Raw genomic sequence first — 14,249 nt, forward strand, 5'->3', positions numbered from 1 at the left:
TACGTTTTTTATAAATAGATGATTTTGAAAACGTTCCCTTTTACAGCAATACTGTTAAGTTTATAAGCAATATAACTTAGTGTATTTATGTTTTTATTATAATAAAGTAAATTCATTAACTGAAGTAAGGAGTGAAAAAATGAATTTAGGTGAACAGTTAAAAGATTTAAGGGAACAACACAATATGAGTCGAGAAAAACTAGCTCAAAAAATGATTGTATCTAGACAAACTGTTTTTAAATGGGAAAAAAACAAAGCCTATCCTACTCTTGATAACTTGGTTAAGATGAGTGAGTTATATGAAATAACATTGGATGAGTTAGTTAAAGGGGAACAAGCTTTTTCAAAGAGTTAATTTGGTTAAAAAGCTTAACGTTGTTAAAGTCGTGAATGTATTCCATCACCTGTTTCTTAATATATAGTAGTGTGAAAACAATGACGCCGGCTACATAGAAATAAAAAATACAAACTCGCTCATATCGAAGAGAGTGAAATTTGTTTCAATTCATGTCTCCAAAGTTGTTTAATTTAGAATTTAGTACAATAAAGGCTTGATTATTTACCAACTAAAAAAGAATGCTGTTTTCTTCTGAAAACAGCATTCTTTTTTATGAAGGGTAAATCATGATTTTTTGAATTACTAGTCCAATTAATACACATGGAATTACAAATAACATAACTATATAGAACTGAATAGCATATCAAACAGCTTTAATTTCGATGAATAAATCAATCCTACCGTCACAAAATAAGCGCCAAAAACAAAGGGGGAAACGAATAATTAACCCCTCTTATTGCTTACTCATATAAGCATTGCCCCATTTCTCTAGGGATTTTAGTATTGGGACAAGTTCTTCTCCAAGAGCTGTTAAATAATATAAAACTTTCTTAGGATTATCGTTTGTTTCTTCTCTTTCAATGATACCATCTTTTTCGAGGTCTCTAAGTTGTAGGGTAAGGATGCGTTGGGTAATACCTGGTATTTCACGGCGCATTGCATTGTAATACATTGGTGATTGCGACAATAGGGATAAAATGATGCCTTTCCATTTACCACCAATAATATGCATCGTTAATTCAATTGGACAAGCATGCTTCACAGTTAACGTACAAGTACCATATTGATCGCTTTTAAAGCCTGACATTTTCTCACCTCAACGGGTAGTAACAAAATTGTGCCTTCTTGTTACACCTTTTTTTTCTTATTAAACTTATGATATCAAATAAATGAAAAGAAGGTGTATGAATTGGAATTTGTTCAAATTTCTGAACATGTTTATAGACTCACTTATAAAATCGTTGTCGGCATTCCAGTCAAAATCAGTACATGGTACGTGGTGGATGGTGAAGATGTTTATATCATTGATACTGGAATGGAAGATTATGCACATAATCAGCTGAATGCAGCAAAATCTTTAGGTGTTCCTAAAAGTATCTTACTGACACATGGTCATCTCGATCACATTAATGGTGCCAAGTATCTACGAGAGAAATTAAATATTCCTATTTACTCGCACGAAATTGAAATTCCGTTTATTAATGGTGAAAAGCCCTATCCAAACAAAGCAGAAGAGGAAACAACAGGTGTTGAATATCAAGTTGAAGGTTTAAGTGACAATATCATTAAAACATTACCCCTAGACGTATATTTAACACCCGGTCATACACCGGGACATGTGATATATCATCATAAAGATGACAATGTGTTGTTAACTGGAGACTTATTCATTTCTCATGATGAAACTTTACACCCACCGATTCAAAAATTCACAGGTGATATGGATGAAAATATTAATAGCGGGCGAGTTATAGATGAAATTAAACCTTCTATTATATCTTCATCACATGGCGAAGATGTTAAATACAATGATGAGTTATATGCCATTTATAAATTTAGATATGAATAGGAGGGAGAAAAATGAAAATACAATTATTTCAAATTGAGATTATAGAAGGAGAAGTTGAGCAAAACGAAAGCCGTATTAAAGCCTTGTTTGAAGAAAAGCTCGCAGCAGATACTGAGGTTGTTGTGATACCTGAAATGTGGAATAACGGTTATGATTTACCACATTTAGCGGAAAAAGCAGATATCGATTTAACAAGAAGTCTTCTTTTTATCCGAAGTTTAGCAACCAAACATCATGTGGATATTATTGCAGGTTCAGTTTCAAATAAACGCGATGACCACATTTATAATACAGCTTTTGCGGTATCAAAAACGGGTGAGCTGCTCTATCAAAAAGATAAAATACATCTCGTGCCGATGTTAGATGAACATCAGTATTTAAGAGGTGGAGAGGAAGTTCCAGAAGTATTTGAAATTAACGGTATCAAAGCGAGCCAAATTATATGTTACGACTTGCGTTTTCCAGAACTTACACGCTACCCAGCGTCTCAAGGTGCCAAAATCATTTTCTATGTTGCACAGTGGACTACAAAAAACGTAAATCATTGGAGAACACTATTGAAAGCAAGAGCCATAGAAAATGGCGTCTATGTCATTGCTTGTAATAGCGTGGGGGACGTGAATAATAAAAATCATGTCGGCAACACATACGCAGGACATTCAATTGTCATCGATCCAAATGGAAACATAGTAGAAGAAGCGGGTAACCAAGAAGAAATCATAACAGCAGAAATCGATATACAGAAAGTAGCAGAACAACAAGAAAATATCCCAATATTCAAAAACCTGAGACCGGACGTTTATAAGTACGCGGAGGACAAATTGGATAGAAGATGAACGTAGAAGCCTTTTAAATATCTAAACAACATGTAGTGTATTTGCTACATGTTGTTTTAGTATCCGATTTTAAATAATCGTTATTTTCTATTTGAACACGTGAAAAAAGGGAGACATGTTTTAACACACGTCCGTAAAAGTATATAAAAGAAAATAAAAAGCGCAAACTGGTGTTACTGAGGGGGATGCGCTTTTATTACTTCTTTTAATGTAAGTTATGGGATCTCAAGATCAATATTATATTCGTTAAATTAACTCTCTCCACAACACTGTTATTTTAGAAACCGCTTGCAATAGAAATGATTTTAAGGCTGGTTCATGTGGCTTTTGATCTTCAGGATATTGAACATACTCTTTATCTTTAGCAATAAGTGTACTTTTTGAAAGTTTATCATCTATTGCTTCCATTAGAATAGCTGAAAATTCTTCACTATCAATTAAAAGCATGGATTCAGTGTTCAGAAAAGTAGAACGTGAATCAATATTAAATGAACCTACGGCACTTAACCTTTTATCATAAATAATGGATTTACCATGAATGGAATGGGGTCCCTCATATTCATAAAGACGTACACCTGACTGAACAATTTCATCTCTTGATTTTATATATCCAGCAAAAGCAAGAGGATTAGGAGTAGATGTTAATGAATTGGTAAGAATCGTCGAAATAACTCCTTCCTGTTCTTTATTTGGTATATATTTTTCCATATTCTTTGTTGGGATAACATAAGGACTTTGAATGAAAATAGACTCTTTTGCTTGTTCGCCAAGTGCAAGAAGCTTCTGCCAAACAATAGGTTTTTTTCGCAAACGTTCAATTGGGTTATGAATAAAAGTCACTTGATTAGTAGGAACAGTAGACGTTTTCCATTGGAAAATAGGGTTAACAAAATCTTTTTCTAAATGTTTCGCCTTCTTATATTTTCTTTTTAACTCTTCTCTTACTCTTTCACCTTTTTCTCTTTCGCTCTTTGAAAGATTTTTGAATACAGTAGCTGTATATTGATGATTCCATAACATATCGATGTAGTCTTTCATCGTAAAAATAATACTATCCTTCTGCTGTTTTTCATTAAAAACAACAACATCTCGATCATAAACAAAATCTTTAGAAGGAGTACGTGCTAAATACTTATCTGCAATATTTCTTCCACCACTAATAGAAATATTTGTATCAGCAATCATAATCTTGTCATGAAGTCGATTGTTCCATGTCCATGGTTTAAGAAGAGTAAAGGGTTCATAATATTTAAATTCAATGTTTGGGTGGGATGCTAAAGCATAACGAACATTGCTTCTTTTGCCTCTTAGATTATGAGAGATTCCGTCTAAGAGAACACGAACATGAACTCCTCTGTCCGCTGCTTCAATAAGCGCTCCTAAAATTAATTCTGTCGATTCTCCCTTTCCTAAAGCATAGTACGCAATATCAATAGAATGTCTCGCTTCCTGAATCATTTTTACACGAGCAACTCCTGAGTTATAGCCATCTTCAAGCAAGAGAACTCGGTCTGTTGATTTCTTTGTTCCTAAGAAATGGTTAATATTTGTTGGGCCGATTTTCTCTTTCTTCACCGGTAGATAAAAAAGGACAATAGCCGTTATGATCGTGTATATAAGGTATAAAAGCAAAAGAGCTCCAAGTGTTTTTAATATCATTTTTACTCTCATGTTCCCTTCATCTCTTTATAATTGATTTCCGTTTTAGAATCTATAAAAGAGAGGCATTTTATACTTAAACTCTTTTAATTGTTCACATACTTAAAAAGATCTTCTTTGTATATAAAGAAGATCTCTTTTCTTATCTATTCGAACTTATTTTCTGTAAACTAACTTTGTATATCATATACAACTTGAATAAGAGTATGTTTTGTAAGTATAAGCTATATAATATGAAATTTTAATTTGATATAATGTTGTTTTGAATTTTCTACCATATGACTCAATAGGAGGATACAACGAAATGAGTAAAAAAACAGCTTTGCTGCTTGTAGATGTCCAAAATATTATGTTTTCTTATGAAGGTGGAGCTTTATGGAATGAACAACAAGTGCTCCACAATATTTCTTCTCTACTGACAAAAGCTCGTCAATCAAACACAACAATTATTCATATACAGCATACTGATCCTCGTTCCGATAGTATGCTTAGTGAAGGTAAATTCACATGGGAAATCCATCGTGATGTTCGCCCATTACCAACAGAAATTGTTGTTCGAAAGTCTTCTTGGGACGCCTTCTATCAAACAATTCTACATAATAAACTTCAAGAACTTAGAATTAGTAATTTAGTCATTGCAGATATGCAAACTGAATTTTGCTTAGACACTACTTGTAGAAGAGCATATAGCTTAGGTTACAAAGAGAATATCTTAGTAAAAGATGCTCATAGCACATTTGATACGGATGTTCTTTCAGCTGATAAAATAATAGAACATCATAATAATATATTAGGTAGCAGATTTGTCACGTTAAAAGAATCACGAGAAATTATATTTTAAACCAATTAATTAACATAGGAAGAAGAAAACCTTTGCTCAGCATTAGCAAAGGTTTTTTACATATCTAGTGTAAAATTATTAGCTATCAATTCTTTACACTATGTCTGATGAGGGGATTCTGAATATAAATTATATTTTAGAGAAGATAGAATATTCAAAAATTTATAGACTGAAACTGGAAATCAAGTTTTCAAAAGAATGAAAGTAGTGATTAAATGAAGAAATACATGAGAAATTAAAAAAAGAGGGTAAATACGATCAACTTCTATTGAGGTATCTGTCAGGAAGGAGATGAAGGGAACTATATAAATGGATTAGCAAGGTATAGGGAAGATTAAATAGCTATTCATCATTTCAGCAGTCACTTGCGGACTGGAGGATAATTTTCATGCTGATTTGTCCTAAAGTTTGAGTATATGAGGAAATAGCAAATCTACGTATGAATCTCATCATTAGCCCATTTAAAACTATAAAATAGCGAGAGTTTCATAGAAAAAAATATAGCTTTTGGATAGGGGACTTTTATGGAGACATTTATAAATTGGCTCAATGGAATTGTTTGGAGTTCAGCCTTAGTGTACGTTTTCCTGGGAGTAGGGGTGTTTTATTCTCTTGCTACACGTTTTCTTCAAATTCGGCATCTTAAGGACATGAGAAAGTTAATTTTTGATGGGGGAGGTTCTGCGACGGGAGTATCTTCTTTTCAAGGATTAGCCATGACACTTTCCAGTAGGGTAGGGATTGGAAATGTTGCAGGTGTGGCTACTGCTATCGCATATGGTGGGCCAGGTGCTCTCTTTTGGATGTGGGTTATGGCATTCTTAGGAGCTGCAACTTCATTTGTTGAAACAACGCTCGCTCAAGTCTATAAGGTGAAAGAGAATGGGCAATTACGTGGAGGTCCATCCTTCTACATGGAAAAAGGGTTAAAAATGAAGTGGCTTGCTGTATTATACGCCATTGTCACAGTAGTTGCACAGGGAATGCTGTTACCAGCTCTACAAGCAAACACGGTTGCAGTTGGTATGGAAACAGCTTTTGAAATAAAGCCTTCAGTAACTGGAGGGCTAATGGTTGTAGCTCTTGCAGCCATTATTTTTGGCGGAGTGAAACGAATTGCAAAGTTTGCAGAGATACTTGTGCCATTTATGGCTATTGGATACATTTTGATTTGTTTTATTATCCTAGGTGTAAACTTTTCCGAAATTCCTCATATGTTTTCACTTATTATTACAAGTGCTATAGGAACCGATGCAACATTTGGAGGGATTATAGGATCGGCAATTGCCTGGGGAGTTCGAAGAGGTATTTATTCAAATGCAGCCGGAGTAGGAAGTGAAATTTATGGAGCTGCGGCAGTAGAAGTTTCTCATCCTGCTAAACAAGGGTTAGTTCAGTCTTTTGCCGTCTATGTCGATACGCTACTTATTTGTTCTGCCACTGGGTTTATGATTCTTTCTACAGGTATGTATAATGTGACGCCGAATGGGATGAAACCACTTATGAATAATTTAGGAAATGTTGAGCCGGGAACAATTTATACACAAAAAGCAGTTGAGTCGGTGCTAACAGGATTTGGTGCTCCTTTTGTGGCCATTGCCATTTTACTCTTTTCCTTCACTACATTAGTTGCCTATTATTACAGTGCAGAAACGTGTCTTAATTATGCATTGGGAAAAGTGAAGCGAGTTTGGATAGAACATGTCCTAAAGGTTATCATATTGGCTATTGTTTTCTATGGTAGTATTAAAGCAGCCGCACTTGCCTGGGGATTAGGAGACCTAGGAATTGGAAGTATGGCTTGGTTGAATATCTTTTCTATTTTATTCTTGTCCAAACAAGCGTTTAAAGTATTAAAAGATTATGAGAGACAGAAAAAGGAAGGGAAAGATCCTGTATTTGATCCTGCTATGTTAGGTATTACAGGAGCTGATTATTGGGAGAAAGAATATAGAAATTCAACACATTATAAGGATATTGAGGCTCAGGAGGAGCATAAAAAAACATTTATTTCTTCCTAAATGAAAGGCAACACCAGGCATGGTTCTTGACCTTTACGGAGATTTTTAAGTAGGAATGTAATTTTGTATAAATTATTTTAAATTCTATTTGACTTAATCCTTGTTTGTTCATCAAGGGGTCAATCTTATATTAAGAGAAAGGGGAAAGTTACATGGATATGAATGTTGTAATTACAGGGGCTGGAAGTGGATTAGGAGCTTCTTTAGCAAAAAAGTATTCTGATTTAGGTTGTCATGTATGTTTACTCGGACGAACTTCAACAAAACTGATTCGAACAGCTAAAACATTAACAAACAATCATTCTATTTATGAAGTAGACGTTTCGTCTAAACAGGATGTAGCAAAAGTTATGCGCTTAATTAAAGACGAGATTGGGGAAATAGATGTATTAATCAATAATGCAGGGGTTGGAACCTTTGATTTGACGGAGAATTTAAGCGAAGAATCTATTCACCAAATGATTGATATTAACTTAAAAGGAACAATCTTTTGTACACAAGAATTATTAGATGACATGAAAAAGAGAAATCAAGGTTATATTGTCAACATTATCTCTCTTTCAGGGAAGAGAGGAAAAGTCACAGAATCGGTTTATAGCGCAAGTAAATTTGGTGTAAGAGGATTTACTGAAAGCTTAGCACTAGAACTTGAGCCGACGGCTATTAGGATATTTGGAGCTTATATGGGGAATATGAAAACTGAATTATGGGGAGGAGCTAGTACAGAAGAAACTTTTATGGAACCGGACGATGTTGCCGATATTATCATGGAAAATATCAAACCGCGAAAAAACATATTGGTTGAAGAAGTTGTGATTAAGAATGATAAAAATAAGCATTAATAGAGAAACTACCAATAAAAAATTTGGAATATTCATTCTATTTTGTGAGAATCAAAAAAATATGTGTGAGTGTAAGGTCTAATTTATTAAAAGTAAATCCCTATCAATAATTCAGGAGAGATAGAAATGAGACTTAAAGATAAAGTAGCATTAGTGACAGGAGCTGGATCGGGCATGGGTGCCGCGATTGCCCAAGGATATCTTAAAGAAGGGGCACGAGTTGTCTTTGCGGATATTAATGTTGGAGCAGCACAAAAGGTGGCTCAAGATTCAGGAATATCAGAGGATATGTGGCTGGCTACATATATCGATGTTGGTAACCACGCTAATGTAAAGGAGTGCATAGAACATACAGTTCAGAAATTTGGACGGTTAGATATTCTCGTGGCCAATGCGGGAATTACCATACGGAAGCCATTTCTCGACTTAACCGAAGAAGATTACGACCGTGTGATGCAGGTCAATGCGAAAGGGGTATTCCTGTGTAGCCAAGAAGCTGCTCGCGTTATGGCCGGACAAGGAGGTGGTTCTATTATTCATATTTCTTCTACTACTTCTGTGATTGCAGAATCAAATGGAGTACAATACGGTGCTTCCAAAGGAGCCGTTGCTTCTATGACTCGTCATATGGCGTCAGATCTTGGAAGTATGAAAATCCGCGTAAACGCAATTGCACCAGGAACCATTCGTACGAATCTGACTGGAGCACGACTCTCAGATCGAGAGGTAATGGAACGTGAAAGTGGGTTAACCATGCTTAACCGAGTGGGTGAGACGGAAGATATTGTAGGTCCAGCTGTTTTTCTAGCTTCAGACGAATCGTCCTTCATTACTGGAACTCATATTTTTGTGGATGGTGGTTATTCAGTAAAATAGTTATATAAGTACAAATTATGAGAAATCTTGCAAAATTGAGCGTTGATCTAAAGGAAAAAAACTTTATCTATATATAGGCTTTTTCGTATAAGAGAAGTCCATATTTTTTAAAAATGGTCTCCAAATTGAAAATATTCATAAAGAAAAATCGCAAACTCGCTGTACTGAACAGGTTTGCGATTTTATTACTTCCTTGAATCAACCCTATGTTAACTAACTTTATATACCGTATATAGGTTAAAAGCAGAAAAACTCCCCACTTACCTACCAATTGAAAAAAGCTTTTAACGCAATCATTGTGGCGGCGTAGACAAGAGCTGAGATTAAAAAGGTTGGCAAGTGCGCGTTCTTTTCGAAAGGGAGTTCTTTGCTGATAACATTAAATAACATTGCACCTGAACTAAAAGCAATCATCGACTCAACAAATAGGCCTGATGAGGGACCGAAGCTGCCTGCGATTGCTCCAAACAAAGTTGCTCCGGCAAGCATATAGCGACCTCTGTTTTGATGCAAGCGATGGTGTTCTTTTCCTAGATGATAGGACAACCCAATAAAGTGAAGGCTAATAGCCAATCCGTAGAATAGTGATTCGACTCGCTGGACATCAGATGAAAACACGACATAAGAAATGATAAAAGAATAAACCATAAAGAAACTCACCTGTACCATATAAACAGTCTGTTCCTTTAGCTGTGTTGCTGCATTTGTCTCAGCGAATGAATAAACCGAAAAATAGACTAGTAAGCCGAGAAGACCAAGAAAATAAAGTTCAGTATCAAGGGCCAGCGATCCTCCGAGTTTTTCTTGTTTCCCGTGAAGCGTCGGTAAGATATAAATAAACACATAAGCAATAGCTACACCGCCTGATAAGGAGAGCAGCTTTTGCTCGCCTATTGGAGAGCGGTCGACAATTGTTAATGCGTATAGTTGAATGATGATGAATATAATACCTATTACGATCGATTCAATGGTAACCATAATTGTCTCCTTTTGAGGTTGACTTTTTGAGTTTAATACCCTTTAACATAAGGACAGAAACCAGACTTTAGATGGAAACGCTGTTAAATAATAGGTAGATGTCTCGAACTTAATTATGTGAAAGACTAGATATAACAAAAAAAGTAAGATTAAGAAGCCTTATAAAATTTATAGGGCTTCTTTTAGTACGTAGAGAAAATATAGATAAGTTGAAATGGCCATAAAAGTATATATGAACGAAAAGAAAAGTGCAAACTCGTTGTTACTGAACGGGTTTGCGCTTTTTTATTTCCTCAAACATGTTTTATGTTAACTAGGTTGGGATACGGTATACATTGTTTCTTCCTAAGTTTAATGTTTAATTAAATACTAAACGTAGATAATGTAGGTGTTAAGGGAGTTAATTACAAAATGATAACTATTGATGCAAAATAAATCCCTTATACACGTATCCAAAATGGCGATTCTATAGTTTGTTTTATACTTTCTAAAACAGATTATATTCTCTCCATGTATCCTTTAATAAGTAATATTTTACACCCACATATACAGCTGTAATCTATAAGGAGAATGGGCAGTTTATTTATAAAAAAATTTTCAGATGTAGTATCAAAAGAATAATTGTTAAGACTGAGAAGTCTCAATTTTAATTCCCACTTTTTCGCTAATTCATCTTACTTTATTTTAAAGCAAAAGAATTTTTTGCAAAACTGTACTTTTGTGCATGCTCATATGCCTAAAGAGGCAATAGCGAAACAGGTAATTAAATAGAATAGGAAGTATATATTCTATTTTATGTAAACTCATTTATGTGGATAGGGAAATACATCAATAGGTTGTCCAGTTTTATAGATTCATATACATATGTAATTTAAAAAATTTGACTGAGTATTTTATGTTCAATAATTCATTTAGGTTAACTAGGTTTGTATAGAGTATACATTTTTTAAATTGCTGATAATAAGGGGAGCTGAACAAAATACAGATTTAAAGCATTTTCAAGAATCTATTTTACAAATATTTTACAAAGATTTATTAATAATTACATTGACATAACTAGTTGAGTTTTACTAAAATTTAGTAGTAATGTAATTAATTGAATTTTACTAAAATTTAGTAATAAAATATTAATTGAATATTAATAACATTCAGTAGTGACAGATTAGTATATTACTAAGGTTATTTAAATAATTTTATAAAGGGACAGCAAGCCTAAAAAACAAAAAATGTATGCTAAGATGCAAAAACATCTAAAATTCATCTAATTTGATTCCAAAACTCATTGTTAACAAAGCACTACTATTTCTGATAATAGGTGTTCTTAGCGATTATTTAGCATACAAAGTTCGTATTTTTTGCTCTGGATCTCTTAATTTGAAAATGAAGGAAGTGAGACTATTGAAGATATCAAACAAACACTTGGCAATTATTTGCCAAAATAAACATTTACCTTTTGTTTTTGAGGAGGCACAAGATTTAGGTGTAGAAGTAACTTTCTTTTATAATGCCAATGATACTAGACCTAAGAACCTTTCTGGTATTAACAGATATATTCCTATCCGTTTATTTGATCAGCAGGAAGAGGCACTTAATATTGTTAAACAGGCATATCAAGAAATTCCTTTTGATGGAGTAATGACACTATTTGAACCAGCATTAGACTTTGTAGCAAAAGTAGCAGAAGAGTTAAAGCTTCCATACCACCCTATTTCAGTAATAGAAAATTGTCGGAATAAAAATGAAATGAGAAGAATTTTGAAGGAAAACAATCTTAATACACCTACTTTCTATGAATTAGCATCAGATGAAATTCTAGATGAATTATTATTTGAATTTCCTTTGGTTGTAAAACCTACTAATGGATTTTCGAGTCAAGGTGTCACTCGAGTAAATAATAGAGAAGAGTTAGTGGAAAGTATAAATAAGGTAAAAAAGATTAACGAAGACGAACTCGGTAAATTTACGCAAAACAAGAGTGGAATTGTTATTGAACAGTTTATAGATGGACCGGAATTCGCTATTGAAACCTTCTCGATAAAAGGAGAAGTTTATGTTTTATCAATTGGATATAAGGGAGATTGTAAAGGCCCATTCTTTGAGGAAGGAGTTTATATAGCCCCAGCCCAGTTAGATGAAAAATTAAAAAGTACCATAGCTAATGAAGCATCCCATGCTGTAAAGGCATTAGGAATTGAAAATGGTCCTGCTCATACTGAATTACGATTAAATCAGGATGGAGTACCTTATGTAATTGAAGTGGGAGCTCGAATTGGAGGTTCAGGTGTCTCCCATTATATCGTAAAAGAAAGTACAGGTATTAACTATATGCAGTTAGCTATTCAAAATGCAGTTGGAGTTTTAGATTCCAATCGTATTTCACATCATATTGTTGCTGAAAATGTAGCAGGTAACTATATTATTCCAGTTCAAGGATCTGGTGTTGTTGAAGAAATTCAAGGAATTGAATCTTTACAAAAAGATTCACGAGTAAAAAGGATTCTCCAATTTATTGACAAAGGGACTGAAATCTTACCTTACCCGTATTTTTCGGGGTACCCTGGTTTTATTTTGACAAGTCATCAGTCTTATGATGATTGTGAAAACTATTACAAGAATTTAGATGAAAAGATTAAAATTACTTATAAAAATAATATAACAATTTAGGGGGCTCAAATTATGGCGACTATTACGCAAAATGTTCAGGAATTAAATCAAAAGGTGAAAGTTGTTCACACATTAGGTCCAGCAGGAACAAATTGTGAGAAGGCTGGTTTATTATGGCTTGAGAAACAAAAAATAAAAGGGGAAGTTGTTCTACATAAAACGCTCGAAGAAGCATTACCCTATGTTAAAGAGACTGAAAATTCTATACTTATAGGTTGCGCTGTTTATCCTTATCTTCATGACATAGTATTTAAGAATTTATCTAATTTAGAGCTTATAGATAGCTTTATCATGCCAACATACAATATGGTTCTTGCAGCAAAAGAAGAGGTTGATTTTTCTAAGGATACCATAATTGCTTCTCATCCAGCTCCAGCTAATCTTGCTCAAGCATTTAGCAGTAATATAAGGCTAGTGGACAGTAATGCTCAAGCAGCACTGGATTGTTCATTGGGGATAGTAGATTCCTGTATTACTACAATTAAAGCTGCTGAACAGCACAATTTATTTATTGTTAAAGACTTCGGTGAGGTGCCTATGTGTTTTACCGTGCATGCTAGAAAATAAGACTTTAAGTGGAATTGTTCTGCTAATAGACACAAAGGAAACAAGGTGACGTATTATGAGTTCCAAATTATTTCGTATCCATGTTTCCCTCCTATTTGGACTTTTATGTTTGATAGGAGGGACTACATGGGCCTTCCAAAAAACCGGGCTAGAAGGTAGCCTTCCCTTTTGGTCGGCTGGTATGAGGTTTTTAATTGCAAGTATATTAATTGCAGGTTATTTATTTTTAAATAGAAAGCTTTCTGTTTCAAAAGAGGTTCTAATTATTTCACTTCTTAATGGTCTTATGTATTTTGCTATACCATTCGGCTCAGTTTATTGGGCTTCACTTTATTTACCAAGTGGACTAGTTTCTGTGTTAGCTGCTAGTATTTCTGTTTTCGCCCTTTTAATTAATCGTTTATTTAAAGGTACCCCCGCCTCTAAAAGACAAAAAATGGGTGTAATACTAGCTTTATTTGGAATTATTTTTGTATTTGGAAATCAATTACTGATTAAAGGAGATTTAATTGAGCTCATTGCCATGGCAGTCATCCTAATAGCAATGTTTGGTTCTGCTTTAATTACTATTCAAGTACAAATGAGAATTAAATCCTTACCAATTATGACCTTTAATTCTCTATCTATGTTTAGTGGAGGCACAATCTTACTAATATTGAGTCTAATTCTAGAGGATGGTAATCGTACTTTTTCTGGCTCCAGTCTTTTTTCCTTACTATACCTGGCCATTGTCGGCTCAGTATTAGGCTTCTGGATTAATATCTATTTACTAAAGCAGTGGCATATATCAAAGGCAACTGCCCATTTATTTATTTCGCCCATTATTGCTTTATACGTAGGTTTTATTTTTCTAGACGAAACTTTAAACAACCAAATCTACCTAGGAACCATTTTTGTTCTTATAGGAGTTATATTTATTAATTTAAAAAGGAAAGAGGTGGATCACTCCACCAAAGAAATTAAAGAGACATCTAGCAGTTCTTTACCAAAATAAGCATGTTCCTTTTATTTTCCAAAGAGAGTAAACTCCTTGTGTAAGAGTGACCTTTTTATAATAA

The 14,249-nt window shown here is 34.1% G+C and carries 13 protein-coding genes; 10 read left to right on the forward strand and 3 right to left on the reverse strand.

The window, feature by feature from the left end; all coding sequences use genetic code 11:
* Positions 1-139 precede the first annotated feature (139 nt).
* Positions 140-355: a helix-turn-helix transcriptional regulator gene (locus ACK3CR_RS14835; protein WP_243512363.1), complete on the forward strand. Its 216-nt coding sequence runs from the start codon at positions 140-142 to the stop codon at positions 353-355.
* A 436-nt stretch (positions 356-791) separates the two neighbouring features.
* Here the strand turns inward: ACK3CR_RS14835 and ACK3CR_RS14840 are convergent, their stop codons facing one another.
* Positions 792-1,145: a winged helix-turn-helix transcriptional regulator gene (locus tag ACK3CR_RS14840; protein WP_243512359.1), complete on the reverse strand. Its 354-nt coding sequence runs from the start codon at positions 1,143-1,145 to the stop codon at positions 792-794.
* A 102-nt stretch (positions 1,146-1,247) separates the two neighbouring features.
* Here ACK3CR_RS14840 and ACK3CR_RS14845 point away from each other — a divergent pair, with 102 nt between their 5' ends.
* Positions 1,248-1,907 (forward strand): MBL fold metallo-hydrolase, encoded by a 660-nt coding sequence (locus ACK3CR_RS14845; protein WP_488975663.1) that lies wholly within the window; start codon positions 1,248-1,250, stop codon positions 1,905-1,907.
* Between the two features lie 11 nt (positions 1,908-1,918).
* Entirely contained in the window at positions 1,919-2,743 is an 825-nt protein-coding gene (locus tag ACK3CR_RS14850; protein WP_488975664.1) for a carbon-nitrogen family hydrolase, read from the forward strand.
* Positions 2,744-2,989: 246 nt separating this feature from the next.
* Here the strand turns inward: ACK3CR_RS14850 and ACK3CR_RS14855 are convergent, their stop codons facing one another.
* Positions 2,990-4,414 (reverse strand): phospholipase D-like domain-containing protein, encoded by a 1,425-nt coding sequence (locus tag ACK3CR_RS14855; RefSeq protein ID WP_243512313.1) that lies wholly within the window; start codon positions 4,412-4,414, stop codon positions 2,990-2,992.
* A 292-nt stretch (positions 4,415-4,706) separates the two neighbouring features.
* Between ACK3CR_RS14855 and ACK3CR_RS14860 the strand changes: the two genes are divergently transcribed.
* From ACK3CR_RS14860 to ACK3CR_RS14875, 4 genes are all read left to right on the forward strand, one after another.
* Positions 4,707-5,243 (forward strand): cysteine hydrolase family protein, encoded by a 537-nt coding sequence (locus ACK3CR_RS14860; protein ID WP_488975665.1) that lies wholly within the window; start codon positions 4,707-4,709, stop codon positions 5,241-5,243.
* Between the two features lie 524 nt (positions 5,244-5,767).
* On the forward strand, positions 5,768-7,264 hold the full coding sequence (locus tag ACK3CR_RS14865; protein ID WP_243512308.1) for an alanine/glycine:cation symporter family protein: 1,497 nt from the start codon (positions 5,768-5,770) through the stop codon (positions 7,262-7,264).
* A gap of 152 nt (positions 7,265-7,416) precedes the next feature.
* Positions 7,417-8,106 carry an SDR family oxidoreductase gene (locus ACK3CR_RS14870; protein WP_488975666.1) on the forward strand — a complete coding sequence of 230 codons (690 nt, stop codon included), beginning with the start codon at positions 7,417-7,419 and terminating at the stop codon, positions 8,104-8,106.
* Between the two features lie 126 nt (positions 8,107-8,232).
* A complete protein-coding gene (locus ACK3CR_RS14875; protein WP_276517188.1) occupies positions 8,233-8,982 on the forward strand; it encodes an SDR family NAD(P)-dependent oxidoreductase in 750 nt (249 codons plus the stop codon).
* A 264-nt stretch (positions 8,983-9,246) separates the two neighbouring features.
* Here the strand turns inward: ACK3CR_RS14875 and ACK3CR_RS14880 are convergent, their stop codons facing one another.
* Complete coding sequence (locus tag ACK3CR_RS14880) at positions 9,247-9,960, reverse strand: hypothetical protein (protein WP_243512302.1); 714 nt, start codon at positions 9,958-9,960, stop codon at positions 9,247-9,249.
* 1,398 nt (positions 9,961-11,358) lie between these two features.
* Here ACK3CR_RS14880 and ACK3CR_RS14885 point away from each other — a divergent pair.
* From ACK3CR_RS14885 to ACK3CR_RS14895, 3 genes are read left to right on the forward strand one after another with little or no spacing between them, the layout of a single operon-like run.
* Positions 11,359-12,624, forward strand: a complete 1,266-nt coding sequence (locus ACK3CR_RS14885) for an ATP-grasp domain-containing protein (protein WP_488975667.1) — start codon at positions 11,359-11,361, stop codon at positions 12,622-12,624.
* A 12-nt stretch (positions 12,625-12,636) separates the two neighbouring features.
* Entirely contained in the window at positions 12,637-13,191 is a 555-nt protein-coding gene (locus ACK3CR_RS14890; protein WP_328124947.1) for a type 2 periplasmic-binding domain-containing protein, read from the forward strand.
* A 55-nt stretch (positions 13,192-13,246) separates the two neighbouring features.
* Positions 13,247-14,185, forward strand: a complete 939-nt coding sequence (locus tag ACK3CR_RS14895; RefSeq protein WP_430239079.1) for a DMT family transporter — start codon at positions 13,247-13,249, stop codon at positions 14,183-14,185.
* Positions 14,186-14,249 lie beyond the last annotated feature (64 nt).

This window comes from Priestia sp. TRM10 (assembly GCF_057808375.1).

Bases quoted from the DNA above. Each gene is read 5' to 3' on its own strand.
- ACK3CR_RS14835 (WP_243512363.1), top strand. From the start codon at position 140: ATGAATTTAGGTGAACAGTTAAAAGATTTAAGGGAACAACACAATATG.
- ACK3CR_RS14840 (WP_243512359.1), bottom strand. From the start codon at position 1,145: ATGTCAGGCTTTAAAAGCGATCAATATGGTACTTGTACGTTAACTGTG.
- ACK3CR_RS14850 (WP_488975664.1), top strand. From the start codon at position 1,919: ATGAAAATACAATTATTTCAAATTGAGATTATAGAAGGAGAAGTTGAG.
- ACK3CR_RS14855 (WP_243512313.1), bottom strand. From the start codon at position 4,414: ATGAGAGTAAAAATGATATTAAAAACACTTGGAGCTCTTTTGCTTTTA.
- ACK3CR_RS14860 (WP_488975665.1), top strand. From the start codon at position 4,707: ATGAGTAAAAAAACAGCTTTGCTGCTTGTAGATGTCCAAAATATTATG.
- ACK3CR_RS14865 (WP_243512308.1), top strand. From the start codon at position 5,768: ATGGAGACATTTATAAATTGGCTCAATGGAATTGTTTGGAGTTCAGCC.
- ACK3CR_RS14870 (WP_488975666.1), top strand. From the start codon at position 7,417: ATGGATATGAATGTTGTAATTACAGGGGCTGGAAGTGGATTAGGAGCT.
- ACK3CR_RS14875 (WP_276517188.1), top strand. From the start codon at position 8,233: ATGAGACTTAAAGATAAAGTAGCATTAGTGACAGGAGCTGGATCGGGC.
- ACK3CR_RS14880 (WP_243512302.1), bottom strand. From the start codon at position 9,960: ATGGTTACCATTGAATCGATCGTAATAGGTATTATATTCATCATCATT.
- ACK3CR_RS14890 (WP_328124947.1), top strand. From the start codon at position 12,637: ATGGCGACTATTACGCAAAATGTTCAGGAATTAAATCAAAAGGTGAAA.
- ACK3CR_RS14895 (WP_430239079.1), top strand. From the start codon at position 13,247: ATGAGTTCCAAATTATTTCGTATCCATGTTTCCCTCCTATTTGGACTT.